The following is a 24,178-nucleotide window of genomic DNA, read 5'->3' on the forward strand; positions in this document are numbered from 1 at the left end:
GAAAGAGGGGACTCCCGGTCCCCTGCACTCCTGGTGGAGTGGCCGAGAGGCGAGGCAACGGCCTGCAAAGCCGTCTACACGGGTTCAAATCCCGTCTCCACCTCCAAGGACGATTAGCTCAGCGGGAGAGCGCTTCCCTGACACGGAAGAGGTCACTGGTTCAATCCCAGTATCGTCCACCGGACCGGCCGTCTCGTACGGCGAGGTCCTGACCCGCGCGATTAGCTCAGCGGGAGAGCGCTTCCCTGACACGGAAGAGGTCACTGGTTCAATCCCAGTATCGCGCACGCACCGCCCGTGATCCTGCGGTCACGGTCCCGAGGACGATTAGCTCAGCGGGAGAGCGCTTCCCTGACACGGAAGAGGTCACTGGTTCAATCCCAGTATCGTCCACACCGCAGCAAGCCCCCGGCCGTCTCGTACGGCCGGGGGCTTTCGCGTGCCGGGGCTCAGCTGGAGAAGAGCATGTGGCCGAAGCTCTTGCGCTTGTGGCCGTGTCCGTAGTGCCCGTGGCCGCCGTGCGGAGCGCCCCAGGCGGGGGCGGGCGGGGCGGGGTACGCCTGCGGGGCCGGGTAGCCCTGCGGGGCGGGCGGCGGCGGGGCGGGCTGCGACCACTGGGACTCCAGGCGGGTCAGTGCCTCCAGCTCGCCGTAGTCGAGGAAGATGCCGCGGCAGCCACTGCACTGCTCGATCTGGATGCCGTTGCGGTTGTAGGTGTGCATCGGCGCGTGGCACTTGGGACACTGCATGCTCGGCTCAACTCCTCACCGGTGGGTTCTGCTTCGGGGTACCGCCTGGACAGACTCCGTCCGGCCGCGGTCGGTTGCACCTTACTGGGGCGGTCCGCCCGCCAACTCGCCGGGCGGCGGCGCCATTCGGTGGCAGGCGTCGACCACGGCCCGCTCCACCTCGTCCAGGGCGCGGCCAGCCGCCGCCGCCTTGGCCACGGCCCGTGCGGCGCTCTGCACGGTCAGGGCGCGGGCGGCGGTGTCCAGGGCGGCCCACGGGTCGCCGTCATGCGGCACGGCGGGGCCGCCCGCCGTCCGGTAGGCGGTGAGGAAGCGGGTCCAGTCGTCGGGCGGGAGCAGCCCGCAGGCGAACCAGGCGGCGGGACGCGCCAGGTCCCAGGCGGGCGCTCCGGTGCCGAGGTCGTCGACGTCGATCAGCAGCCAGGGGCCGTCGGGTACCGGATGGCGTACGAGCTGGCCCAGGTGCAGGTCGCCGTGGCAGACGGCGGCGGGACCGGGCGCGGGTGCCTCGGCGCGCGCCCAGGCGGGCAGGGCGGCCCACGCCCGCAGGACCGGGCCGGCGGCCGGGTGGCCGGGGGCGCCGGCGCGCAGCCGGGCGACGGCGCGGGCGGCCTTCTCCGGGCCGCGCATGGGCGGCAGTCCGGGCGGCACGGGGGTGCGGTGGAGGCGGGCGAGGAGCGCGGCGGTGGCTTCCCAGGGCGCGGCCTCCGGGACCTCGGGGTCGACGGGCGTGCCGTGCGGCCAGAAGGTGACGAGGCGGTCGCCCGACGCCACGGGGGCGGGGTCGAGCGGGGGCAGCAGGATGTCCGGCAGGCGGGCGGCCAGGGCCAGGCGGTGGGCGAGCGCGGCGGGGTCCGTGCCCGGTGCGTGCGCCTTCGCGACGGTGCCGCAGTGCCGGACCACCGTGGCGTCGGGGCGGTCGGCCAGGACGGTCGTCGGGCGGTCGCAGCCGGGCGCGCCGGGGTGGGCGGCCCTGATGACCTGCGCGGCCAGTGCGGGGGGCGGGTCGATGGGGGCGGTGGTGGTGGCGGTCACGGGCTCCCCCTGGTGTCCGGGTGCGGCGGCTGGGCACCGTGTCCGGGTGCGGCGCCGGGCATGGCGTCCGGGTGCGGCGCGCCGGGCAGTGAGCCTACGGGGTGGTGTCGCGGGCGGAGGCCCCGGGCTGGGCGGGAGCCGCGGGCGGTGTCCGAGGGGAGGGTGCGCGAGTGAGGTCTGTGGGTGTGGCCCGTGGGCGGGCGGGGCCGGACACGGCAATGCCGGCGCAGCTCCCCAGCTGCGCCGGCATTCTGCCGTCCGCCGCACCCCCGTCCCCACGGGGTTTCATGGGTGGATGTCCCCGCCCGGACCGCTCTTCCGGGCCTGGGGCGCCGCTCAGCGCCCCAGCATCACTCCCACGGACGACGCCTGTGTGGCCACGGTGTCCCACCCGTCGAAGACGAGCAGGAGCAGGGCCGCCAGGGGAAGGGCCATCACGGTCGCCACCAGCGGGTGGCGACGGCCTGTGCGGCGGGGGCGCGTGAGGCGTCCCGGGACGCGGAACGCGGTCCGCGGTGCCGTGTGGGCCATGGTCCCTCTCCTGACCGTCTCGGTTGTCATCGGCAGCGGCGGGTGTCTGACCTCGGGGGACGAGTGCTGCACCCGCCGCTTGACCTCAAATCTAGGGGCGGGGCGGACGCAGGGCGTCATGCCCTCGTACCGATTGGCGGGCCTCCCGGAGGATGAGCCGTGCCCGGGGGCGTACTCCCCTGGGTGGAGACGTCCTCCTCCGTCTCCGGGTCATCCCGGAGAGGGTGCCCGGACTGCCCGGCATTTCCGGACACGGGCGGTGACATCGCTCACTTCCGGGTGGGGCCGGTCCCCCGCGTCCGCCCGCCGTCCGACCGCCCGCCACGGTGCCGTCCGCTCGCTCCCGGCCGTCTTCGGCGCGGCCCCGGCCCGGACCGGCGGGCGGCCTCCGGGATCTCCAACCCCCCTGTCGGCACGGGCGGTTGGGATCTTGCCCGCGGGCCGGGCCGACGGGCAGGCCGTGCGCTGACCGCCCCTCAACTCTCGCGCACGGCAGTGACAATCGATCGGGTCGAGAGGGCGCGGCCTCTGCGCGCGAGCGGTCCCGGAAACGTAAGCTGTGGCTCGTCACAGGGACCGGGCAGCGGGGATGAACATGGCGATGATGCGCCTGAGGCGCGAGGACCCGCGCGTCGTCGGCTCGTTCAGGCTTCACCGACGGCTCGGCGCGGGCGGGATGGGCGTGGTCTATCTCGGCTCCGACCGGAAGGGCCAGCGGGTCGCGCTGAAGGTCATCCGGCCGGATCTGGCGGAGGACCAGGAGTTCCGCTCCCGGTTCGCGCGCGAGGTCTCGGCGGCCCGGCGGATCCGGGGCGGCTGCACCGCCCGGCTGGTGGCCGCGGACCTGGAGGCGGACCGGCCGTGGTTCGCCACGCAGTACGTGCCCGGCCCCTCCCTGCACGACAAGGTGGCCGACGAGGGCGCGCTGGGCGCCGCCGAGGCGGCCGCGGTCGGGGCCGCCCTGTCGGAGGGTCTTGTCGCGGTCCACGAGGCCGGTGTGGTGCACCGGGACCTGAAGCCCTCCAACATCCTGCTGTCGCCCAAGGGCCCGCGGATCATCGACTTCGGCATCGCCTGGGCGACCGGCGCCTCGACGCTCACCCATGTGGGCACGGCGGTCGGCTCCCCCGGCTTCCTCGCCCCGGAGCAGGTGCGCGGCGCCGCCGTCACCCCGGCGACCGACGTGTTCTCGCTGGGCGCGACGCTGGCGTACGCGTCGACGGGCGACTCGCCGTTCGGGCACGGCAGCTCCGAGGTGATGCTGTACCGCGTGGTGCACGAGGAGCCGCATCTCCAGGGGGTGCCCGACGCGCTGGCCCCGCTCGTGCGGGCGTGCCTGGCCAAGGATCCCGACGACCGGCCCAGCACGCTCCAACTGTCGCTGCGGCTCAAGGAGATCGCCGCCCGCGAGGCGCAGGGCCTGGGCGAGCCGCGGCCGCCGTCGCCGCGCGCCGCCGAGGCGGACCGGCCCACCGGCCGGATGGCCGACACCTACCCGGACCAGCAGCGCGCCACCTACCCGGAGCAGCAGCGCGCCGCCCGTCCCGAGGGCCAGCGGTCGCCGTACTCAGAGCAGCGGCGCGGCGGGGCGGCCGAGCAGCAGCGCGGCGGGCATCCCGAGGCGCGCGGGCAGCGGCGGCAGCAGGCTGCCGCGCCCCGGACGCCCCCGCCGCGCGGCGGCGCCCCGGCCGGGCGGGGCGGCGCTCCCCGGGACGGGGGCGGGCCGCGGGCCACCGGCGCGTCGTCCCGGGCGGGCGGACGGCCGGTCCCGGCGTCCAGGGGCGGGTCCCGGCCCGGCGGCGGCAACCGTCCCGCCACCCGCGGCGGTCCCGGCCGGCCGCGCCCGCGCGGCACGTCCACCGGTCTGCGCCCGGCCAACCCGCGGCTGCTGCGGCAGCGGCTGTTCGTGTTCGTGGTGGTGACGCTGCTGGTCGCGCTCGGTATCGCGGCGGCCCAGGGCTGCCAGGGGCCGTCCCGGGGGCTCGGCGTCGAGCAGGGCGGCGTACGCGTGGAGCAGCAGCACGGGCAGGCGGCGGAGACCGCCTCCGCACCGGGCCACTGACCCTTCTCCCGGGCCACTGACCCGTCTCCGCACCGGGCCGCCCGCCCCGGCGGGCACGCGTCTCACGCGCGGGCCGCGGCTCCGTACGGGCTACGCCTACGGGCGGGCTACGCCTCCGGGCGGCCGGCCGTGACGGCGTAGAAGGCGACGGCCGCCGCCGCGCCGACGTTCAGGGAGTCCACGCCGTGGGACATCGGGATACGGACCCAGGTGTCGGCGGCGGCCAGGGCGCGGCGGGAGAGGCCGTCGCCCTCCGCGCCGAGCATCAGCGCGACCCGTTCCATCCGGTGCGGGGCCGTCTCGTCCAGGGAGCGGGCCTGTGCGTCGGGGGTGAGCGCGAGCAGGGCGAAGCCGGCCTCGCGGACCGCGTCAAGACCCTGCGGCCAGGTGTCGAGGCGGGCGTACGGCACGGAGAAGACGGCGCCCATCGAGACCTTGACGCTGCGGCGGTAGAGCGGGTCGGCGCAGTCGGGTGAGAGCAGCACCGCGTCCATGCCGAGGGCGGCGGCCGAGCGGAAGATCGCGCCGATGTTGGTGTGGTCGTTGACCGCCTCCATGACCGCGACCCGGCGGGCGGTGGCCAGGAGGTCGGCGGCGGCGGGCAGCGGCTTGCGCCGCATGGACGCCAGCGCGCCCCGGTGCACGTGGTAGCCGGTGACCTCTTCGGCCAGGTCGGGGGCGACCACGTAGACGGGCGCGTCGAGCGTGTCGAGGACGTCGCGCATGGCGTCGGCCCACTTGGCGGACAGCAGCATCGAGCGCATCTCGTACCCGGCGTCGGCGGCCCGGCGGATGACCTTCTCGCCCTCGGCGATGAACAGGCCCTCGGCGGGTTCGCGCCGGCGGCGCAGTTCCACGTCGGTCAGGCCGGTGTAGTCATGCAGGCGGGGGTCGGCGGGGTCGTCGACGGTGATGAGTTCGGCCACGGGGAGCTGCTGCCTTGTCCTGGTGCGGTGGGAGGGGTGCCGTCAGGCGGCGGGGGCGGGGCCGACCGTGACGACCGGGCCGACGACGATGACGGCCGGCGGGCGGACATCCTGGGCGCGTACGGTCTCGGCGACGGTCGCGAGGGTCGCGTCGACGCGGCGCTGGGCGGCGGTGGTGCCCTCCTGGACGAGGGCGACCGGGGTGTCGGCGGACTTGCCGTGGGCCACCAGGGTCTCGGCGATCCTGCCTATCTTGTCGACGCCCATCAGGATCACGAGGGTGCCGGTGAGCTTCGCCAGGCTGGCCCAGTCGACCAGGGAGCGCGGGTCGTCGGGGGCCACGTGCCCGCTGACGACGGTGAACTCGTGGGCGACGCCGCGGTGCGTGACGGGAATGCCGGCCGCGCCCGGCACCGAGACGGAACTGGAGATGCCCGGCACCACCGTGCACGGGATCCCCGCCTCGGTGAGCGCGATGACCTCCTCCATGCCCCGGCCGAAGACGTACGGGTCGCCGCCCTTGAGCCGCACCACCGACTTGCCCTGCTTGGCGTGCTCGACCAGCGCGTTGTTGATGGCCTCCTGGGCCATGGAGCGGCCGTAGGGGATCTTCGCGGCGTCGATCACCTCGACGTGCGGCGGGAGTTCGGCCAGCAGGTCGCGCGGTCCGAGCCGGTCGGCGATGACGACGTCCGCCTCGGCGAGCAGCCGGCGCCCGCGCACCGTGATCAGGTCCGGGTCGCCGGGGCCGCCGCCGACCAGGGCGACGCCGGGGGTGCGGGTGCGGTGGTGCGGGGCGACCAGGGTGCCGTCGCGCAGTCCCTCGACGACGGCGTCGCGGACGGCGGCGGTGTGCCGGGGGTCGCGTCCGCTGGCCCGGGTGGTGAGCACGGCCACGGTGACGCCCTCGCTGTGGCCGGTGGCCGGGGTCCAGGCGGTCGCCGCGTCGGCGTCGTCGGCGCGCACGCACCACACGCGTGCCCGTTCGGCCTCGGCGGAGGCCCGGGTGTTGGCGTCGTGGTCGCTGGTGGCGATCAGCGCGTACCAGGCGTCGGCGAGGTCGCCGTCCTGGTACGGGCGCCGCAGCCAGGAGATCTCACCGGCGTCCGCCATCGCTTCGACGGAGGCCGTGGCCGCTGGCGAGACCAGGACGAGGTCCGCGCCGGCCGCGATGAGGGCCGGCAGCCGGCGCTGGGCGACCTGGCCGCCGCCGAGGACGACCACGCGGCGGCCGGACAGGCGGAGTCCTACGGGGTAGGCGGGGTGTTCGGCCATGGTGGTGCGGCTCCTCGTCCGGACGGCGGTCGCGGCGGCGGTGGGCGACGTGGGGATGCGGTCGAAGCGGTGCGACGGTGACGGGCGCTACGGCTTCGGAGCGGCCCTGACGTGCGGATTTTAACCGTGGGTTCAGGGTACGGCGGGGCCGGGGGGTACGCGGAGAGCGCGTACCCGCCCGGCTCAGGACACCCGGGTCACTTCTCGGTGACGCCCGCCGAGTCGAACGTCGCCACCTCGTGCATCGCCCGCGCCGTGCTCTGCACCAGCGGCAGCGCGAGCAGCGCGCCCGTGCCCTCGCCCAGGCGCAGGTCCAGGTCGACCAGGGGGCGCAGACCGAGCTTGTTGAGGGCGGCGACATGGCCCGGTTCGGCGCTGCGGTGCCCGGCGATGCAGGCGGCCAGCACCTCCGGGGCGATGGCGCGGGCCACCAGGGCGGCGGCACCCGCGCTGACCCCGTCCAGGATCACCGGCGTACGCAGCGACGCGCCGCCCAGGAGCAGACCGACGATGGCCGCGTGCTCGAAGCCGCCGATCGCGGCGAGCACGCCGATCGGGTCGGCCGGGTCGGGCCGGTGCACGTCGAGGGCGCGGCGGACCACCTCGGTCTTGTGGGCCAGCGTCTCGTCGTTGATGCCGGTGCCCCGGCCGGTGACCTCGGCGGGGTCGACGCCGGTGTAGACCGAGATGAGGGCGGCGGAGGCGGTGGTGTTGGCGATGCCCATCTCGCCGGTGAGCAGCGCCTTGTTGCCGGCCGCCACCAGGTCGCGGGCGGTCTCGATGCCGACCTCGATGGCCTTCTTGGCCTCCTCGCGGGTCATGGCGGGCCCGGTGGTCATGTCGGACGTGCCCGCGCGCACCTTGCGGGGCAGCAGGCCCGGGGTGGCCGGGAGGTCGGCGGCGACGCCCACGTCGACCACGCAGACCTCGGCGCCCACCTGGTTGGCGAAGGCGTTGCAGACCGCTCCCCCGCCGAGGAAGTTCGCCACCATCTGGGCGGTGACCTCCTGCGGCCAGGGCGTGACGCCCTGGGCGTGCACCCCGTGGTCACCGGCGAAGACGGCGACGGCAGCGGGCTCCGGGATCGGCGGCGGGCACTGCCGGGACAGGCCGGACAGCTGGGCCGAGATGATCTCCAGCATGCCGAGCGCGCCGGCCGGCTTGGTCATGCGCTTCTGCCGCTCCCAGGCCTCGCCGAGCGCCTTGGCGTCCAGCGGCCGGATCTGCGCGACGGTCTCGGCGAGCAGGTCGTGCGGGTCCTCGCCGGGCAGCGCGCGCCGCCCGTACGTCTCCTCGTGCACCACCCAGGACAGCGGGCGCCGCTTGGACCAGCCGGCCTGCATCAGCTCGGGCTCGTCCGGGAACTCGTCGACGTACCCGACGCACAGGTAGGCGATGACCTCCAGGTGCTCGGGCAGGCCGAGGGTGCGGACCATCTCCCGCTCGTCGAAGAAGCTGACCCAGCCGACGCCCAGGCCCTCGGCGCGGGCGGCGAGCCACAGGTTCTCCACGGCGAGCGCGGCGGAGTACGGCGCCATCTGCGGCTGGGTGTGGCGGCCCAGGGTGTGCCGGCCGCCGCGGGTGGGGTCGGCGGTGACGACGATGTTCACCGGGGTGTCGAGGATGGCCTCGATCTTCAGTTCCTTGAACTGCTTGGCGCGGCCCTTGGGCAGCGACTTGGCGTACGCCTCGCGCTGCCGCTCGGCCAGTTCGTGCATCGCCCGGCGGGTGTCGGCGGAGCGGATGACGACGAAGTCCCAGGGCTGGGAGTGGCCGACGCTGGGCGCGGTGTGGGCCGCCTCCAGCACCCGGAGCAGCACCTCGTGCGGGATGGGGTCGTCGCGGAAGCCGTTGCGGATGTCGCGGCGTTCGCGCATCACCTTGAGCACGGCCTCGCGCTCGGCGTCGTCGTAGCCGGGCGCGGCCGGTCCCACGTGCCGGGGGGCCTCCGCCTCGGGGGCGGGGCCGTCCTCCGGCTGCCCCTCGGCGGCCTCGGCAGCCCGGTGCTCGTGCTCCTCGTGTTCTTCCTGACCGGCGCCCCGGGTCTCCAGGTCGTCCGCCTGCTGGACCACCTCGGGGTCGGGCTCGGCGGGGGCGGCGGTCGCGGCGGTGGCCACGGGCTCGGTGTCACCGGAACGGGGCGCCGGGACCGCCACCACGGGTTCCTGCGGGACCTCGGCGACAGGCTGCGGCACCGGCACCTGGACCGGCTGCGCCGCAGCGGTCGCTTCCTGCTCCGGTGCGGCGACGGGCGGCTGCTGCGGGGCGGCGGGGGGCTGTTCGGCGTGGGGGGCGGCCGACAGGGACTCGGGTTCGCCGGTGGACGGGAGCTGGACATCCGGGGCCGGGGCCGGGGCCTCTGCGGTGGGGGCGGCGTCGGGTTCCGGGGCCTGGGAGGCTTCCGGTGTCTGAGGCACTGCCTGGGCCTCAGGCACGGCGGGCGCCTCGGGGGTGACCGGCTCGGTGACGGCCCCGGGAGCCGGGGCGTCGGCGACCGGGGCGGCCTGGGCCTGGTCCGGCCGGGCGGCGGGCGCGACGGCGGAGGCGTCGGCCGGGGCCTGGACCTGGGCGGTCTCCTCGGGGGCGGGGACCGGCTGCGGGGCTCCGTCGACGGCTTCGGGCACCTGGGTGCCCTCAGGCGCCTCGGCTGCCTCGGGGATCTGGCGCTCCGGGTTCTGGGTGGCGGTCCCGGCTTCCGGGTTCTGGGTGGCGGTCCCGGCGGGCTGCGGGGCGGGGGCCGTGACCGGCTGCTCCTGCTCTGCCGTCTGCTCTGCCGTCTGCTCGGCGGACACCTCGGGAGCACCGGGGTGCGGTACCTGCGGGGGTACGGCTTCGGTCTCGGCCTCGACGGGAGCGGCCGGGGCCTGCGCCGGTGCCGGTGCGGGCTCGACGGCCTGCTCGGGCTCCGGGGCCGCCTCGGCGGGGACAGGCTGATCCGGGGCGGGCGCCTGCTCGGGCGCGGTGACCGGCTCTGCGGCGGCCACCGGCGCAGGGGCGGGGGCCGGGGCGTCCACGTGCTGGCCGGGAGCGGCTGCGGCGGCCTGCTCGGGTACGGCGGTCTCGTCGGCCACCAGCTGCTCGGCGGCCACCGGGACGCCGGTCGCCGTTCCGGGCGCGGGCGCGCTGTCCGCCACCGGAGCGGCGGGCGCGGCCGGCCGGGCCTCGGCCGGCTGCTGAGGCTGCGCCGCCTCCTCGGTCCCGGCGGGCTCGGGGGCCTGACCGGCCGCCCGGACCTGTGCGTCCGGGGTGACGGGGTCCGTCCCGGCGGGGACGGCGACGGCCTCCTGCGCCGGTACACCCTCGGCGGCGGTGTCCTCGGCGGTCCCGGCCGACCCCACTTCGGGCACGGGCACGGGTGCGACCTGATCGGCGGACGGTACGGGCTCGGACTCGCCCTCGGGCGCCGGTTCCGCTGCGGGACCCGGTGCGACGGCGGCGGCCTCGGACGCGATCTCAGCCGCTGCCTCGTGCCGGTCGTCGTGTCCGTGCTGTTCCGGCTGCCGCGTCTCGGGGGCGTGCCCCGCCTCCGTGGCGGCGTCCGGGGCCGGGGCCGGTGCGCCCGCCTGGGCGGTGAGCCGGGCGACGGCCGCCTGGGCCGGGCCGACCGGCTCGGCGTCCGGAGCGACCGCGTCCCCGGCCGCGGGCTCCGCGGGCGCCTGCGGTGCAGCGGGAGCCGCCGGGGCGCCCCAGGGGGCGGCGCCCTGCGGGGCGCCGTGCAGGCTCACGACGGGGGCCGGAGCCGCCTGCGCCGCGTCGAGGTACTCGGGCCCCGGGACGGTGGAGGCCGGGCCGGGCTGCCGGACCGGCGCGTCGGCCGGGCCGCGGTCGGCCAGCGAGCGCACCGGGCTGGTGGAGGCGTCGGGGGTCGGCGGACCGAGGTGCAGCGGCCGGCGCGGGGCCGGTGCCGGGGCAGCCGGCTGGGCCGTCTGGGGGTCGGGGTGCAGGACGCCGCTCAGGTCGACCGAGCCGCTGTCGCGGCCGGACGTCTCGTGCGGGCCCGGCTGGTGGACGGCCTCGACGACCGGTTCCGGGGCGGGCGGGGGCACTTCGTTGCCCCACGCGCCCTGGGAGCCCGGCAGCAGCAGGTCTTCGTCCTCGGCGGGAGACTCGGAGAGGTAGGTGTACGCGCCGTGTGCGGGGACGCCCGGCTGCTCCACCATGCCTGCGCTCTCCGGCAGTCCCTCGCCCGGGACCTGGCCGGTGTCGGTCATGCGTACCCCTCGCCCATCGGTTAGTGCTCCTACGACCAGCTCACCGGGAACGGCGCACCGACCGCCCCCCAGTGAAGAACGAGCGTCCGTGCCCGGCGGCACGAACGACCCACCCAAAAAAGGCGACAAAGCCATTGAGTGGCATTGTCGCGGTCGTCCGCCCGCCGTGACAGCGTCTTCCGCCACGGCCCGCTGTGGACTGCGCCACGTTGCGCGTCCTCCGGTTGTGCCGTACCGCACCCCCCGCACAACGGGTGGGTTTTCCGGACATTGAGAACGAAGCTCCGGAGCCCCCAGTGCGGTACAACGATCGGCCAGCCTACCGCGCGCGGTCCGACAATCCGATCACGGGGCGTGGTCCGCGACCCCGCTGAGCAGGAACGCGACGCTCCGCTCCGTCTCCGTCCAGGCGCGGGTGTCGAGTTCGACGGCCTGGAGCAGGGCGCACTCGACCTGGTACCCGTGCTCGGTCAGGCCGCGGCCGACGCGTTCGGCCGTGTCGCGGTTGGCGGCGTGCGCGACGATGCGCTGCGGGCGCCGGTCGGCGGCCGCGTCGACGACGGCCGCTCCCCCGCCGCCGACCCGTACGACGTCCGGTTCGGGCAGGTTCTCCAGGACGTGCGGGGCGGTGCCGTGCACCACCTGCACCTGGACGCCGAAGCGGCGGGCGGCGGCCTCGGTGCGGGCGCAGGCGTCCGGGTCGCGGTCGACGGCGATGACGGCGGCGCCGGCGCGCGCGGCCTCGGTGGCGAACGCGCCGCTGCCGCAGCCGATGTCCCACACGAGGTCGCCGACGCGCGGGCCGAGCCGGGCCAGTTGCGCGGCGCGCAGCAGCTCGGTCTCGCCCTCGCCGAGGGGTCCGTCGTAGGCGTCGGCGGGCCGGGTCCAGCCGCGCACCGGGTCGGCCGGGTCGCGTCCGGCGATCCAGCCGCCGTCCCCGGCGCCGGTGCGGCCCCCGTTGCCGCCGTTGCCGCCGATTCCGCCGATTCCGCCGATGACAATGACGACGTTCGGGTCGCGCCAGGTGTGGTCGGCGGCCTTGTCGGAGGTGACGACGGTGACCTGTTCGCGCGCGGTGCCCAGTTCCTCGCAGATGACGAAGGTGCGGTGCACCCCGTCGAGAAGCAGGCCCAGTTCGGCGGGACCGGCGCCGGGTGCGGTCAGTACGGCGACCTTGGTGTGGGCACGGCATACGTTCACCGCGCGGCGCAGGGTGCGTTTGTGGGCGACGACCACCTGGGCGTCGTCCCAGGGCATGCCGGCGCGGGCGAAGGCGGCGGCCACCGAGGAGACGGCGGGGGCGACCTCGACCTCCAGGCCGAACTCGGGGTCGCGCAGCGTGCGGACGACGCCGAAGAAGCCGGGGTCGCCGTCGGCGAGGACGACGGCGGTGCCGCGGTGCCCGGCGATGCGGCGGGCGGCCAGGGCGACGCTGCCGAGGCGGATGCGCTCGGCGGCGGGGGGTACTTCAGGGAGCGCCAGGTGGTGCGCCGCGCCCGCCACGAGGGTGGCGGCGCCGAGCGCGCCGCGCGCCGCCTCGGTCAGCGGCGTACCGTCCCAGCCGATCACCGTGACCCGGTCGGCCATCGTTGTCAGTCTCCAGGGGGTGAAGCGGGTCGTCACGGGCGACGCCCGTGTGCGGGCTCCGTGAGGTTACCTGGTGCGGCGCCGGGACCGCGCGGTGGGCGGCGGGGCGGTGCGGCGCGGCCGGGTCAGTTCCAGTCCGGGAACGACGTGAAACCGCTGCTGTCGGCGAGTTCCTCGTCGGTGCCGTCCAGGTCCTCCGGCAGCAGGCTCCACACGATGAAGTCGGTGCGTACGTCGGTCCAGGTGCCGTCCTGGGTGCGCAGGTGGGCTATGCAGGCGTTGCGCAGCACGCCCTCGCTGATACAGCCGATCTTCTGGGCGACCTGCTGGGAGGCGGTGTTGTCGGCGGCGGTGCGCAGTTCGATGCGTTCGAACTTCTGGTCGCCGAAGAGCCACTGGGCGGTGGCCAGGGCGGCTTCGGAGGCGTAGCCCTCGCCGCGCGCCCAGGGGGCGATGATGTACGAGAGTTCGGTGGCGCGGACGTGCCAGTCGGTCTTGGCCAGCTGGACGACGCCGACCAGGCGCTGGGTGAGGAACTCGGTGACCGCGAGGTCGAGCCCGCGGCCCGCGGTGCGTTCGGCGGGGGCGTAGCGGCCGATCCAGTGGCGGGCGGACGCCTCGGTGAAGGGCTGGGGGATGTCGGTCCAGGCCGCGACCTGTTCGTCGTTCATCATCGCGGCCAGCGCGGGGACGTCGTCCTCGTCGAGGGGGCGCAGCACCAACCGCTCCGTGCTGATGGAGATGTTGGGGAAGGTGCTAGTCATGGCGCCGCTCCGTAACCTTCGGAAATACCGTCAGGGCCTGCTGAACTGCCCAGCATGCAGCATCGGCGCCCCCGGACGCACCACGGGGTCCGCCCCCTGTGCGGAAAGCGGACCCCGGGTGCGACGGTGCCGGGACGGATCAGAACGCCGGGACGACGGCGCCGTCGTACTTGTCCTCGATGAACTTCTTGACCTCGGGCGAGGTGAGGAGCTTGGCGAGCTTCTTGACCCGCGGGTCGTCCTCGTTGCCCTTCTTCACGGCGAGGAAGTTGGCGTACGGGTTGCCCTTGGCGGACTCGGCGGCCAGCGCGTCCTTGGCCGGGCTGAGCTTGGCCTCCAGGGCGTAGTTGCCGTTGATCACCGCGGCGTCCACGTCGCCGAGGGAGCGGGGCAGCTGGGCCGCCTCCAGCTCCTTGAACTTCAGGCCCTTGGGGTTGTCGGTGACGTCCTTGGGGGTCGCCTCGTACCCGGCGCCCGCCTTCAGCTTGAGCAGGCCGTTGGCCTCCAGGAGCTTGAGCGCGCGGGCCTCGTTGGTGGTGTCGTTGGGCAGCGCGATGCTGGCGCCCTGCTTGAGGTCCGTGAGCTTCTTGTAGGTCTTGGAGTAGACGCCGAGCGGTTCCAGGTGCACGGTGCCGCCGGGGACCGGGACGACGTCGGTGCCGTTCTTCTTGTTGAAGTCGTCGAGGTACGGCTTGTGCTGGAAGTAGTTGGCGTCGACCTGGCCCTGCTGGACGGCGGTGTTGGGGGTCACGTAGTCCGTGAACTCCTTGACCTCCAGCTTGAGGCCGGCCTTCTGCGCGAGGTGGTCCTTGACGTAGGTGAGGATCTCGCCCTGCGGGGTGGGCGTGGCGGCGACGGTCAGCGTGGCGTTCGCGTCGCTCTTGCCCGAGTCGGAGTCGGAGCCTCCGCAGGCGGTGAGCCCGAGGGTGAGGGCTCCGGCGGCCAGGACGGCAGAGGTGATCTTGGCGGTGTTACGCACGAAAAGTGCCTTTCCTTGGGTGGTGCGGCCCCGTAGGGGGTGAACGGGGAGTCCGGGTACGAGTACGGGGGCAGGGGCGGGGGCGGCTGCGGGTCAGGCCGCTTTGCTCACGTCGGCCGTCGAGGAGCCGCCGGAGCGCAGCAGCCGCAGCCGGGGCGCCGGTCCGGAACGGCCGCCGCGCCGGTGCAGAAAGCGGGCGGCGAAGTCGCCGGCGAACTGGATGAGCGAGATGACCACGGCGAGGATGCCGACCGTGATCCACATCAGCTGGGTCTCGAAGCGCTGGTAGCCGTAGCGGATGGCGATGTCGCCGAGGCCGCCGGCGCCGACCGTGCCGGCCATCGCGGTGTAGCCGATGAGGGCGACGACCGTGGTCGTGGTGCCGGAGATCAGGGACGGCAGCGACTCGGGCACGAGGACCTTGCGCACGACCGTCCAGGTGTTGCCGCCCATGGACTGCACGGCCTCGACGAGTCCGCCGTCCACCTCGCGCACGGAGGTCTCCACCAGCCGGGCGAAGAACGGGATGGCGCCGATGGCCAGCGGCACGATGGCGGCGTCGCGGCCGATGGTGGTCCCGGTGATCCAGCGGGTGAAGTCCAGCAGGGCGACGATGAGGATGATGAAGGGCATCGAGCGGGCGACGTTCACCACCTGGCCGATCACCTTGTTGGCGAGGAGGTTCTGGAGCAGGCCGCCCCGGTCGGTGAGGACCAGCAGGACGCCGAGCGGGAGGCCGCCGACGACGGCGATCAGCGTGGACCAGCCGACCATGTAGAGCGTGTCCCAACACGCCTGGGTCAGCAGCGGGTGCATCTCGGACCAGGTCATCGGACGCCTTCCTTCACCAGCGGGTCGGCCTGGCCGACGACGTCGATCTGGAGGCCCTGCTCGCGCAGGAAGCCGACCGGTACGACGTTGTCCTCGTAGCGGCCCGGCAGCTCGATGCGCATCCGGCCGACCTGGAGACCGCCGACGGTGTCGATGGCGGCGCCGAGGATCGATATGTCGATGTTGTAGGTACGGGACAGCTGGGAGACGACCGGCTGGGTGGCGGCCTCGCCGTGGAAGGTGACGTCCAGGACGGTGCGCTCCTCGCCGGTGGCCTCGCCGCCCACCGGGAACAGCGCGGCGGCGAGCCGGGAGCCGGGGGTGGCGAGCAGTTCGCTCACGGTGCCGGACTCGACGACGCGGCCCCGCTCCATCAGCGCGGCGGAGTCGCAGATCGACTTCACGACGTCCATCTCGTGGGTGATCAGCAGGACGGTCAGGCCGAGCTGCTGGTTCAGGTCGCGCAGCAGCTGGAGGATGGAGCGGGTGGTCTCCGGGTCGAGCGCGCTGGTGGCCTCGTCGGAGAGCAGCACCTTGGGGTCGCCGGCCAGGGCGCGGGCGATGCCGACGCGCTGCTTCTGGCCGCCGGAGAGCTGGGCGGGGTAGGCCCCGGCCTTGTCGGCGAGGCCGACCAGGTCGAGCAGTTCGAGCGCCCGGCGGGTGCGCTCCTTGCCGGACCTGCCGAGGATCTCCAGGGGCAGTTCGACGTTGTCCCGCACGGTGCGCGAGGACAGCAGGTTGAAGTGCTGGAAGACCATGCCGATCCGGCTGCGCGCCCGGCGCAGCTCCTTGCCGGCCCGCGGTCCGCGGCCGGCGAGGGCGGTGAGGTCCTGCCCCGCGACGGTGACCGTGCCGGAGGTGGGCCGCTCCAGCAGGTTGACGCAGCGGATCAGCGAGGACTTGCCGGCGCCGGACTGGCCGATGACGCCGTACACCTCGCCTTCGCGGACGTGCAGGTCGACGCCGTCGAGGGCGGTGACCTCGCGTCCGCGTGAGCGGTAGACCTTGGTGAGGCCCGATGTGGTGATCACGAGTGTTTCCGTCACTGTCGAGTGCGCGGCGCGTCGTGGGCGCCGGGCACGGCGTTCATGGTCGGGTGCGGCCGGAACGCGGCACTTGCCCCGCTTCGGGCGGGGGAAACGTGCGCACGGGGGCACGGGCTCGGCCGTCCGCGCCCGGGGCGGGCGGGGACAGGAGCGGGCGCTCGCTTCGGGGCGCGAGGCTCAGGTGGTGCAGGGGCCCTCTAGAAGGCGCACATTCGACGCGCGGGACACATACAACGAGCACCGGGCGTCATCGTCGCCTCGGTCGCAGGGATGCGGCAGCTCGTCGTGGTCATGCGATCAGTAAACCAGACCGACGCTGCCGACACGGCACCCCGGTCCGCATCGTGGACGTTCATGGACGCCCCGCGGCGGCGACCGGATCGGGCCCGGCGCACGCCTGTGACCAGCGGGGACAGGCCCGGCCGGGGATGAAGCGGGACGGCGTGCGGGCCGGTGCGCCCGGTGGGCTGTGGCCAATGCCACGGCCGCGCGGGCGGGGCGCAGGAACCGGCCGGGGGCGGGGGCGCCGGGGCGGGCGCGGTGGGGTCTTCGCCCCGTAATAGGGTCACAGCATGCTTGCTGCCCTGACGCTGGTGACCGGCGTCGCCGCGTTGCTGCTCGCCGCCTGGTGCGGCTGGGCCGCCCACCGTGACCAGCCGACGAAGGACTGGCACTTCATCGGCATGGCCGTGGTCACGCTGCTGGCCCTGGTCCAGCTGGTGATCGGGATCGTGGCGCTGGCGCGGGGCGAGAAGCCGGACCAGGGGACGACGATCTTCGTGGCGTATCTGCTGGGCGCCTTCGCCTGCGTCCCGGCGGCCGGGTTCATGTCGCTGACGGAGCGCACCCGCTGGGGTTCGGTGACGGTGGCGGCCGGCGGTGTGGTCCTCGCCGTCCTGGAAGTACGGCTCTACGACATCTGGGGAGGCTGAGATGACCACCGCCGAGGAGAAGCGGACCGGGCAGCAGCGGACCGGGCCCGCGCGGGCCCGGCTGATCAGCGGGCCGGGCATCCTGCTCGTCTGGCTGTACGGCGTGATGGTCGTCGGCGCGGTGTCCCGCTCCGCCTACCAGATCGCGACCGACTTCGGCCGGGCGCCGCTGGCGTACTCGCTGTCGGCGGTGGCGGGCCTGGTCTACGGCTTCATCACGTACTCGCTGGTGCGCGGCGGTGAGAAGGCCCGCGCGGCGGCGCTGGCGTGCTGCGCCGCCGAACTGGTGGGCGTACTGACCGTCGGGACCTGGACGCTGGCCGAACCGTCCGCGTTCCCGGACGCGACCGTGTGGTCCGACTACGGCGCCGGATACCTCTTCATCCCGGTGCTGCTCCCGCTGTCGGCCCTGTACTGGCTGCGCAAGGCCCGCAGGCAGGAGCGGGCGGCCACCGCCTGAACCGCCGGCGCCGCCCCGTCCCGGGCGGCCAGGATCTGTCCTAGGCGGTCGCCACGTAGGTGCCGGCCGCCTTCTCCAGGCGGATCATCGGGACGCCGTCGGGGGCGTCGAAGGCACCCACCGTGCGGTAGCCGACGCGCCGGTACAGCCGCAGGTTGCCCTCGCTGCGGCGGCCGGTGTGCAGCCGGAACCGGGTGACCTGGCGCTCCTCGGCCAGCGCCGCCTCGACCGCGCCGAGCAGCCGGGCGCCGATGCCGTGCCCCTGGAGGCGGGGGTGGACGCAGAGCTTGCCGATGTCGGCGGCGCCGTCCTCGGTCACCCGCCCGCGCACCGAGCCGACCACCTCGTCGCCGAGACGGGCCACGAAGACGCACTCGGCGGCGACCTCGTGGCGCAGCGCGTCCAGGGTCTCGACGAGCGGGTCGATGCGGTAGTTGCCGTACAGCGCCGCCTCGCTCTGGAAGCACAGGTACTGGAGCTTCAAGATCTGCTCCGCGTCCTGCTCGGCCGCCTCCGAGATGGTCACGCTCATGCCCATGTGCGCACGCCTCCCGCTCACCTGATCACCTGTCGTCCCCCACTCCTATCCCCGGGCTTGTCGCGCCGCAACCTCCGGTGCCAGCAAACGCCGCAGACATCCCAGACATCTGGAACGTTCCGGTCCCAGACTGCCCTGTGAGATACCCAACTCCCCCGCGATCTCCCGGTAGGTGAGGTCCCGCGGGGACAGCAGCGCCTCCAGCAGCCGGGGGCAGCGGCCGGGCAGCCGGCGCACCGCCTCGCGCAGGGCGCGCTCCCGCGCGGCGGCCAGCGCCATGGGTTCGGGGCCGCGCTCGCTGTCGTCGGCGGGCTCCGGGCCGTACGGCCGCTCGATGCTGACAGTGCGTCGCGTCCTGCGCGCCTCGGAGCGGACCGCGCGGCGCAGCCAGCCCCCGGGGTCGCGTGGCGGCCCGTCCGCCTCCAGGTGCTCCAGCAGCCGGAGCCAGACCGCCTGTTCCAGGTCGCCGGGTTCCGTACCGGCGGCATGTGCCTCCGCCGATGCCTCGGCGACGAGCAGGGGACGCAGGGCGGCGAGCAGGTCGTCTGTCATATGCGGCACGACGCGGCCGCCCCGGCGGCGGGTTGCCGGGACGGCCTGCGTTCACACCGACGAGGGCGGGGCGGCTCAGCGGTTGACGGACCGTCCGGCCAGGAAGTCCTCGCGGGCGAGGAGGCCGGTGTCCGCGTTGTCGGTGAAGATGCCGTCGATACCGGTCGCGAAGTACGCCTGGAACAGCCCGAAGGAGTCGCCGTAGGCGTCCTTGGCGGTGCCCTTGCGGAACTTCGGCGGCAGGAACGGGTTCTCGTTGCGCATGGTGTAGGGGTGCAGGACCAGGCCCACGGCGTGCGCGTCGCGCACCAGCGTGCTGGGCCGGCCGAGGTTGCCGTCGGCCTCCTTGGGGATGATCAGGTCCACGGTCGGGCCGATGCCCTGCGCGTAGCCGGCGATCTCCCGCAGGCCCTTGGGGGTGATGAGGTCGGCGACCGTGCGCGGGTCGCCCGCCTCGACGAAGTCGTACGGGCGGCTGCCCGCGTCCGACAGCAGCACGGCCAGCGGGTTGTCCACGAGCCGGTTGAGCCGCTGGATGCTGGTCGGCTCGAAGGACTGGAGGATGACCGGCGAGTTCCGGCCGTCCTTGCCGTACTTGCGCAGCAGCTTCGCCACCCGCTCCTCCAGGCCGAGGCCCAGCTTGCGGAAGTAGGTGGGGTGCTTGGTCTCGGGGTAGATCCACACCTGCCGGCCGCGGCGCCGGGTCTGCTCGTCCTGCCACTTCAGGACCTCTTCGAAGGTGGGGATCTCCCAGCGCCCGTTGTAGAGGGTGTTGTGCGGGCGGTTGGCCGGGATGCGCTCGACCGCGCGCAGCCGCTTCAGCTCGGCGAGGGTGAAGTCCTCGGTGAACCAGCCGGTGGTGGGCACCCCGTCGAGCACCTTGGTGGTCTTGCGGCCGGCGAACTCCGGGTGGTCGGCGACGTCCGTGGTGCCGCCGATCTCCGGCTCGTGCCGGCACACGAGGTGGCCGTCGCGGGTGGGCACCAGGTCGCCGGCCTCGACGACATGGGCGCCGAGGTCGAGGGCGAGTTCGTAGGAGCCGAAGGTGTGCTCGGGCCGGTAGCCGCTGGCGCCCCGGTGGCCGATGACCGTGGGCACGGGCAGGCTCTTCAGGCCGCCCCGGTGGCCGGCCGGCCGCGCGGCCGCGCCCCGCTCCGGTCCGCCCTGCGCGGCGCTCGCCGTGCCCGGCATGCCGAGGACCGCTCCGCCGGCGCCGAGCACCGCCGCGCCGAGCAGCGCCCGGCGCCCGGCCCCGCCCGTGCGCTCGCCGGACTCGCGCGTGTCCGCCTGCCGTTCCGGCTGCTGCCTGCCCATGAACCGCCTCCTGGTCTCGTCCCGTCGGTGCGCGCCGATCGTAGGGGGGAGGGGGTGACGGACGGGAGACGCCGAGCGGAACACGCGGGTGACGCGGGATGACACCCCGTAACCTCGGTCACACCGCCGTGCGCCGTTCATCTCGTCGCAAGACGGCTCCGGCGCAGGTGAACGCACGTCAACAGTGGGTAAGAGGTGGTGCGCCCGATGTGCATTCCGGGCCGTGCCGCGAGTATCGTCCTCACCTGCACAGACACATACCGCATCCCTTGGCACCGGAGGGCCCGTTGTCCCGCTTCGCGTTCATCAAGGCAGTGCTCGGTCCGATCATGCGCCTGATGTTCCGCATGCGAGTGGAGGGCGCGGAGCGCATTCCCGGCGACGGTCCGGTCATCCTGGCGGGCAACCACCTGACGTTCATCGACTCGATGATCCTGCCGGTCGTCTGCGACCGGCAGGTCTTCTTCATCGGCAAGGACGAGTACGTCACGGGCAAGGGGTTCAAGGGCCGGCTGATGGCCTGGTTCTTCACCGGTGTCGGCATGATCCCGGTCGACCGCGACGGCGGCCGGGGCGGGGTGGCCGCGCTGATGACCGGCCGCCGGGTGCTGGAGGAGCGGAAGATCTTCGGCATCTACCCCGAGGGCACGCGCTCCCCCGACGGGCGGCTGTACCGGGGGCGCACCGGTATCGCGCGGCTGACGCTGATGACCGGGGCGCCCGTCGTGCCGTTCGCCATGATCGGCACCGACAAGCTCCAGCCGGGCGGCACGGGGCTGCCCCGGCCGGGCAAGGTCACCGTGCGCTTCGGTGAGCCGATGGAGTTCTCCCGCTACGAGGGCATGGACCGTGACCGGTATGTGCTGCGGGCGGTGACGGACTCGGTGATGACCGAGGTCATGCGGTTGTCGGGGCAGGAGTACGTGGACATGTACGCCACCAAGGCGAAGGCGGCGTGAGCCTTCGGCGATCGGGCGGGTGGGCGCCGTAGGGGCTCGGTTCGCCGCCGGGTGCGGGTGTGTGGGGGTTGTTCGCGCAGTTCCCCGCGCCCCTTTCGGGGCGCCGCCCGGGTCCCCGCCGCCGTCGCCGGGTGCTGGTGCGTTGTCGTTGCTCGCGCCGTTCCCCGCGCCCCTTTCGGGGCGCGCCGCTCCTCGTCGGAATGGTCAGAGTTTCTGGTTCTTCAGGAGGAACCACGCTGCCGCCGCGGCTGTCAGCAGGACGGCCGCGCCCGCGCCCGAGGCCAGGTGGAGGCCGTGGACGAAGGAGTCGCGGGCCGCGGACAGCAGGGCCTCGGCGGTGGGGGCGGGCAGGCCGGCCGCCGCCTCCACGGCGCCGCCCAGCGACTCATGGGCCTGCGGGGGTGTGCCCGCCGGACCGGTGAAGCCGCGGTAGGCGGCGGTCACGATGGAGCCGAGCAGGGCGATGCCCAGGGCCGCGCCGAGTTCGTACGCCGTCTCCGAGACCGCCGAGGCGGCGCCCGCCTGGTCCTTGGGCACGCTGGAGAGGATCACGTCGGCGGTCACGGTGAAGGAGAGCCCGGCGCCGACGCCGACCACCAGCAGGGCCGCGCCCAGCAGCGGATAGCCGGTCGCGCCGCTGAGCGTGGTCAGCGCGGCCAGGGACAGGCCGACGGCGGCCAGTCCGCCGGAGACCACCGCCCGCACCGAGAAGCGCCGGGCCGCGGTGCCCGCCACCAGACCGGCCGCCACCGCGCCGACGGCGGCCGGCAGCTCGGCCAGGCCCGCCTCGAACGGCCGCCTGCCCTGGACCAGTTGCAGATACTGGGAGAGGAAGAAGACCAGCCCGGACATGCCGAGGACGGTCAGCAGGTCGGCGAGGACGGCGCCGCTGAAGCCGCGGCTGCGGAACAGCCGCATGTCCAGCAGCGGCACGGGCATCGTGAGCTGGCGGCGGACGAAGCCGTACAGCCCGGCCACGCCGAGCAGGCCCGCGCCGAGGACCGGCCAGGTGAACCCGTGCGCCGCGGCCTCCTTGACCGCGTACACGGTGGCGATCATGCCGACCAGTGACAGCATGACGCTGGCCAGGTCCCAGGGGCCCGGGTCCGGGTTGCGGGACTCGGGCAGCAGCCGGATGCCGACCAGGACGAGCACGGCCATCACCGGCAGGTTGATCAGGAAGGCCGAGCCCCACCAGAAGTGTTCGAGCAGGAACCCGCCGACGATGGGACCCACGGCCATGCCCGCCGAGGCGGCCGCGCCCCAGATGCCGACCGCGAGGCTGCGCTCGCGCGGGTCGTGGAAGAGGTTGCGGATCAGGGCAAGCGTGGCCGGCATCAGGGTGGCACCGGCGACACCGAGCAGCGCCCGTGCCAGGATCATCAGTTCCGGCGAGGTCGCGTAGGCGTTGAGCACGGAGATCAGGCCGAAGGCGACGGCGCCGCAGAGCAGGATGCGCTTGCGTCCGATGCGGTCGCCGAGGCTGCCCATGGAGACGAGCAGACCGGCGATGACGAACGAGTAGACGTCGCCTATCCACAGCAGCTGGGTGCCGGAGGGCTTGAGGTCCTCACTGATGTACGGGGTCGCGAGACCGAGGACGGTCGCGTCGACGGCCACCAGCAGCACGGCCAGGACGAGGACGCCGAGCGCGAGCCAGCGGCCCGGTCGCTTCTCCGTCTCCGTCGTGCGGGCCGGCCGCAGGGTGCTGGTCATGGTTCCTCTCTCCGTGGTGCGTCCGCGCGCAGTGCGCCGCCGAGCAGCAGCTCGACCGTCATGTACGTGAAGTCCTTGGGGGCCACGCGGCCCTCGGTCACCGCCCAGGCGGCGGAGGCCAGCAGGCCGAACAGTGCCTCGGTGAGCCAGGCCGGGGTGAGGTCGATGCGGAACTCCCCGCTGTCCTGGCCGCGCCGGAACAGGGTCTCGATCCGCTCGTCGATCCGGGCCCAGCCCGCGTTCACCTCCCCGCCCTCGAACAGCTGGTTCTCGGTGTAGAGGAAGGCCAGCAGGCCGGCCGCGGGCTCGATCGCGCGGACCAGCCGGTGCACCGCGTCCCGCGCGGGCCCCTCGTCCGGGCGGGCCGCGTCCAGCGCGGCCTCGCACTCCTGGATGCCGAGCGCCTCCAGTGCCCGTACGAGCGCGTCGCGTCCGGCGAAGTGCCGGTGCAGCGTGGCGCGGCTGATGCCGGCGGCCCTGGCGACCTCGTCCATCGTCGCGGTGGACTTACGGGTCAGCAGGGCCGCGGCACTGCGCAGCACGTGGTCACGATCGACAGCCATGAGACAACCATACACCGAATGAGACATTCATGTCTCATGAGCGGCGTGCACGTCTCAGCGGTCCGGGCCGGGTGCGGCGCAGGACGTGGGGCGTGAGCCGTGGGGCGTGAGCCGTGGTGCGCGAGACGTGAGAGGACCGTGGGAGATCAGTGCCAGGGGAGCTGGCCGCGCTGCCGCCAGTACGCCTGCGGCTCCTCGGCCAGGGCGTCGAGGCGGGCCGCCTGCTCGTCGTCCAGGTCGACGGCCGGGGCGTGCAGGTTGGAGACGAGCTGGTCGACGGTGGCGGCGCCGGAGAGCACCACGCCCGCCCAGGGGCGGCGCAGGATCAGGGCGAGGGCGACCGCGTCGCAGCCGTAACCGGTGCTCCGGGCCACCTCGCGCAGGGCCTCGGGCGCGTCGGGGCCGGCCAGCCGGCCGTTCGCCATGCCCTCCTTGACGATCACGGTGAGCCCCGCGTCGTGCGCCTCGGCGAGGGCGGGCCCGGCGGAGGTCTCCAGGGCGTTGTACGTCGACTGGACGGTGCGGAACAGCGGCTCGCCGTCCACGGTCACGGCGAGGGCGGCCCGGATCGCGTCGGCCTGGGCGGGGCCGCTGGTGGAGAAGCCGACGGTCAGCCCCGAGGCGGCGGACTCGGCGAGCCGGGCGTGCAGTTCCTTGTCGGTCAGGGCGGGGCTGTCCGGGGTCACCGAGTGGATCTGGTAGAGGTCGAGCCGGTCGCCGAGCAGCGCGGCGCTCTCGGCGCGCTGGCGCGCGTAGGTGGCCGCGCCGTGGTCCTTGACCTCGTGCTGTGCGGCGTCGGTGCGCCAGTCGGCCGTGTAGGTGTAGCCCCACTTGCTGCCGACGACGACGTCGTCGATCTCCGGGCGAGCGCGCAGCCAGTCGGCGAGGAACTCCTCGGAGCGGCCGTAGGAGCGGGCGGCGTCCAGATAGCGCACGCCCTGGGCGTAGGCGGCGTCCAGCAGTTCGTGCGTACGGGCGCGCAGGGCGTCCACGGAGCGGTCGGCTCCGAGGTCGCGGTCCCGGCCCAGGTTGATGTATCCGGGGCGCCCCACGGCGGCCAGGCCCAGGCCGAGGTGGCAGGTGGGGGTGGTGGCTGCGGCCAGTCGCGCGAAGGGCATCGCGGGCTCCGTTCGGGTCGGCTCCGTACT

The 24,178-nt window shown here is 74.4% G+C and carries 21 protein-coding genes and 4 tRNA genes; 8 read left to right on the forward strand and 17 right to left on the reverse strand.

Going from position 1 to position 24,178, the window contains the following annotated elements; genetic code table 11:
- Positions 1–32: 32 nt before the first annotated feature.
- From R4Z62_RS05475 to R4Z62_RS05490, 4 genes are all read left to right on the forward strand, one after another.
- A tRNA-Cys gene (locus tag R4Z62_RS05475) sits at positions 33–106 on the forward strand.
- A 1-nt stretch (position 107) separates the two neighbouring features.
- Positions 108–179, forward strand: a tRNA-Val gene (locus R4Z62_RS05480).
- Between the two features lie 36 nt (positions 180–215).
- Positions 216–287, forward strand: a tRNA-Val gene (locus tag R4Z62_RS05485).
- A gap of 34 nt (positions 288–321) precedes the next feature.
- A tRNA-Val gene (locus tag R4Z62_RS05490) sits at positions 322–393 on the forward strand.
- A gap of 56 nt (positions 394–449) precedes the next feature.
- Here the strand turns inward: R4Z62_RS05490 and R4Z62_RS05495 are convergent.
- The 3 genes from R4Z62_RS05495 to R4Z62_RS05505 form a co-directional block, all read right to left on the reverse strand.
- The gene (locus tag R4Z62_RS05495; protein WP_018570257.1) at positions 450–749 is read right to left on the reverse strand and encodes a TFIIB-type zinc ribbon-containing protein; all 300 of its coding nucleotides are present in this window, start codon (positions 747–749) and stop codon (positions 450–452) included.
- Positions 750–830: 81 nt separating this feature from the next.
- A complete protein-coding gene (locus tag R4Z62_RS05500; protein WP_491519246.1) occupies positions 831–1,784 on the reverse strand; it encodes a phosphotransferase family protein in 954 nt (317 codons plus the stop codon).
- Positions 1,785–2,120: 336 nt separating this feature from the next.
- A complete protein-coding gene (locus tag R4Z62_RS05505) occupies positions 2,121–2,315 on the reverse strand; it encodes a hypothetical protein (RefSeq protein ID WP_064531727.1) in 195 nt (64 codons plus the stop codon).
- A 589-nt stretch (positions 2,316–2,904) separates the two neighbouring features.
- On the opposite strand from R4Z62_RS05505, the gene R4Z62_RS05510 reads away from it, so the two are divergent.
- Entirely contained in the window at positions 2,905–4,377 is a 1,473-nt protein-coding gene (locus R4Z62_RS05510; RefSeq protein WP_491519247.1) for a serine/threonine-protein kinase, read from the forward strand.
- Between the two features lie 107 nt (positions 4,378–4,484).
- Here the strand turns inward: R4Z62_RS05510 and R4Z62_RS05515 are convergent, their stop codons facing one another.
- The 8 genes from R4Z62_RS05515 to R4Z62_RS05550 all read right to left on the reverse strand — a co-directional run bounded on the left by R4Z62_RS05515 (position 4,485) and on the right by R4Z62_RS05550 (position 15,981).
- Positions 4,485–5,303 carry a TrmH family RNA methyltransferase gene (locus tag R4Z62_RS05515; RefSeq protein WP_064531731.1) on the reverse strand — a complete coding sequence of 273 codons (819 nt, stop codon included), beginning with the start codon at positions 5,301–5,303 and terminating at the stop codon, positions 4,485–4,487.
- Positions 5,304–5,345: 42 nt separating this feature from the next.
- Positions 5,346–6,578, reverse strand: a complete 1,233-nt coding sequence (gene cobA, locus R4Z62_RS05520; protein WP_064531733.1) for a uroporphyrinogen-III C-methyltransferase — start codon at positions 6,576–6,578, stop codon at positions 5,346–5,348.
- Between the two features lie 197 nt (positions 6,579–6,775).
- Positions 6,776–10,789 (reverse strand): nicotinate-nucleotide--dimethylbenzimidazole phosphoribosyltransferase, encoded by a 4,014-nt coding sequence (cobT, locus tag R4Z62_RS05525; RefSeq protein WP_491519248.1) that lies wholly within the window; start codon positions 10,787–10,789, stop codon positions 6,776–6,778.
- A 345-nt stretch (positions 10,790–11,134) separates the two neighbouring features.
- Entirely contained in the window at positions 11,135–12,376 is a 1,242-nt protein-coding gene (cbiE, locus tag R4Z62_RS05530) for a precorrin-6y C5,15-methyltransferase (decarboxylating) subunit CbiE (protein WP_355478634.1), read from the reverse strand.
- Between the two features lie 125 nt (positions 12,377–12,501).
- Entirely contained in the window at positions 12,502–13,140 is a 639-nt protein-coding gene (locus tag R4Z62_RS05535) for a GNAT family N-acetyltransferase (RefSeq protein ID WP_026252936.1), read from the reverse strand.
- Positions 13,141–13,279: 139 nt separating this feature from the next.
- Positions 13,280–14,119 carry a MetQ/NlpA family ABC transporter substrate-binding protein gene (locus tag R4Z62_RS05540; protein ID WP_064531739.1) on the reverse strand — a complete coding sequence of 280 codons (840 nt, stop codon included), beginning with the start codon at positions 14,117–14,119 and terminating at the stop codon, positions 13,280–13,282.
- 93 nt (positions 14,120–14,212) lie between these two features.
- Positions 14,213–14,950, reverse strand: coding sequence for a methionine ABC transporter permease (locus tag R4Z62_RS05545; protein ID WP_064531741.1), 738 nt, complete (start codon positions 14,948–14,950; stop codon positions 14,213–14,215).
- A complete protein-coding gene (locus tag R4Z62_RS05550; RefSeq protein ID WP_382846468.1) occupies positions 14,947–15,981 on the reverse strand; it encodes a methionine ABC transporter ATP-binding protein in 1,035 nt (344 codons plus the stop codon). Before R4Z62_RS05550 ends, R4Z62_RS05545 begins: the two co-directional genes overlap by 4 nt.
- Before the next feature lie 587 nt (positions 15,982–16,568).
- Between R4Z62_RS05550 and R4Z62_RS05555 the strand changes: the two genes are divergently transcribed.
- On the forward strand, positions 16,569–16,928 hold the full coding sequence (locus tag R4Z62_RS05555; protein ID WP_026252937.1) for a hypothetical protein: 360 nt from the start codon (positions 16,569–16,571) through the stop codon (positions 16,926–16,928).
- A 1-nt stretch (position 16,929) separates the two neighbouring features.
- Positions 16,930–17,388: a hypothetical protein gene (locus R4Z62_RS05560; RefSeq protein ID WP_491519249.1), complete on the forward strand. Its 459-nt coding sequence runs from the start codon at positions 16,930–16,932 to the stop codon at positions 17,386–17,388.
- A gap of 40 nt (positions 17,389–17,428) precedes the next feature.
- On the opposite strand, the gene R4Z62_RS05565 is transcribed toward R4Z62_RS05560, so the two are convergent.
- The 3 genes from R4Z62_RS05565 to R4Z62_RS05575 form a co-directional block, all read right to left on the reverse strand.
- Positions 17,429–17,926, reverse strand: coding sequence for a GNAT family N-acetyltransferase (locus R4Z62_RS05565; protein ID WP_064531746.1), 498 nt, complete (start codon positions 17,924–17,926; stop codon positions 17,429–17,431).
- 45 nt (positions 17,927–17,971) lie between these two features.
- Positions 17,972–18,478 (reverse strand): RNA polymerase sigma factor, encoded by a 507-nt coding sequence (locus R4Z62_RS05570; protein WP_064531748.1) that lies wholly within the window; start codon positions 18,476–18,478, stop codon positions 17,972–17,974.
- A 75-nt stretch (positions 18,479–18,553) separates the two neighbouring features.
- Positions 18,554–19,792 carry a glycerophosphodiester phosphodiesterase gene (locus R4Z62_RS05575; RefSeq protein ID WP_064531750.1) on the reverse strand — a complete coding sequence of 413 codons (1,239 nt, stop codon included), beginning with the start codon at positions 19,790–19,792 and terminating at the stop codon, positions 18,554–18,556.
- Positions 19,793–20,079: 287 nt separating this feature from the next.
- On the opposite strand from R4Z62_RS05575, the gene R4Z62_RS05580 reads away from it, so the two are divergent.
- Positions 20,080–20,751 (forward strand): lysophospholipid acyltransferase family protein, encoded by a 672-nt coding sequence (locus R4Z62_RS05580; RefSeq protein ID WP_491519250.1) that lies wholly within the window; start codon positions 20,080–20,082, stop codon positions 20,749–20,751.
- A gap of 204 nt (positions 20,752–20,955) precedes the next feature.
- On the opposite strand, the gene R4Z62_RS05585 is transcribed toward R4Z62_RS05580, so the two are convergent.
- The 3 genes from R4Z62_RS05585 to R4Z62_RS05595 form a co-directional block, all read right to left on the reverse strand.
- Positions 20,956–22,467: an MFS transporter gene (locus R4Z62_RS05585; protein WP_491519251.1), complete on the reverse strand. Its 1,512-nt coding sequence runs from the start codon at positions 22,465–22,467 to the stop codon at positions 20,956–20,958.
- A complete protein-coding gene (locus tag R4Z62_RS05590) occupies positions 22,464–23,030 on the reverse strand; it encodes a TetR/AcrR family transcriptional regulator (RefSeq protein ID WP_237305307.1) in 567 nt (188 codons plus the stop codon). The genes R4Z62_RS05585 and R4Z62_RS05590 overlap by 4 nt, the downstream gene beginning before the upstream one ends.
- Before the next feature lie 146 nt (positions 23,031–23,176).
- Positions 23,177–24,148: an aldo/keto reductase gene (locus R4Z62_RS05595; protein ID WP_355478625.1), complete on the reverse strand. Its 972-nt coding sequence runs from the start codon at positions 24,146–24,148 to the stop codon at positions 23,177–23,179.
- Positions 24,149–24,178: the final 30 nt, after the last annotated feature.

This window comes from Streptomyces sp. PL-25 (genome assembly GCF_058344915.1).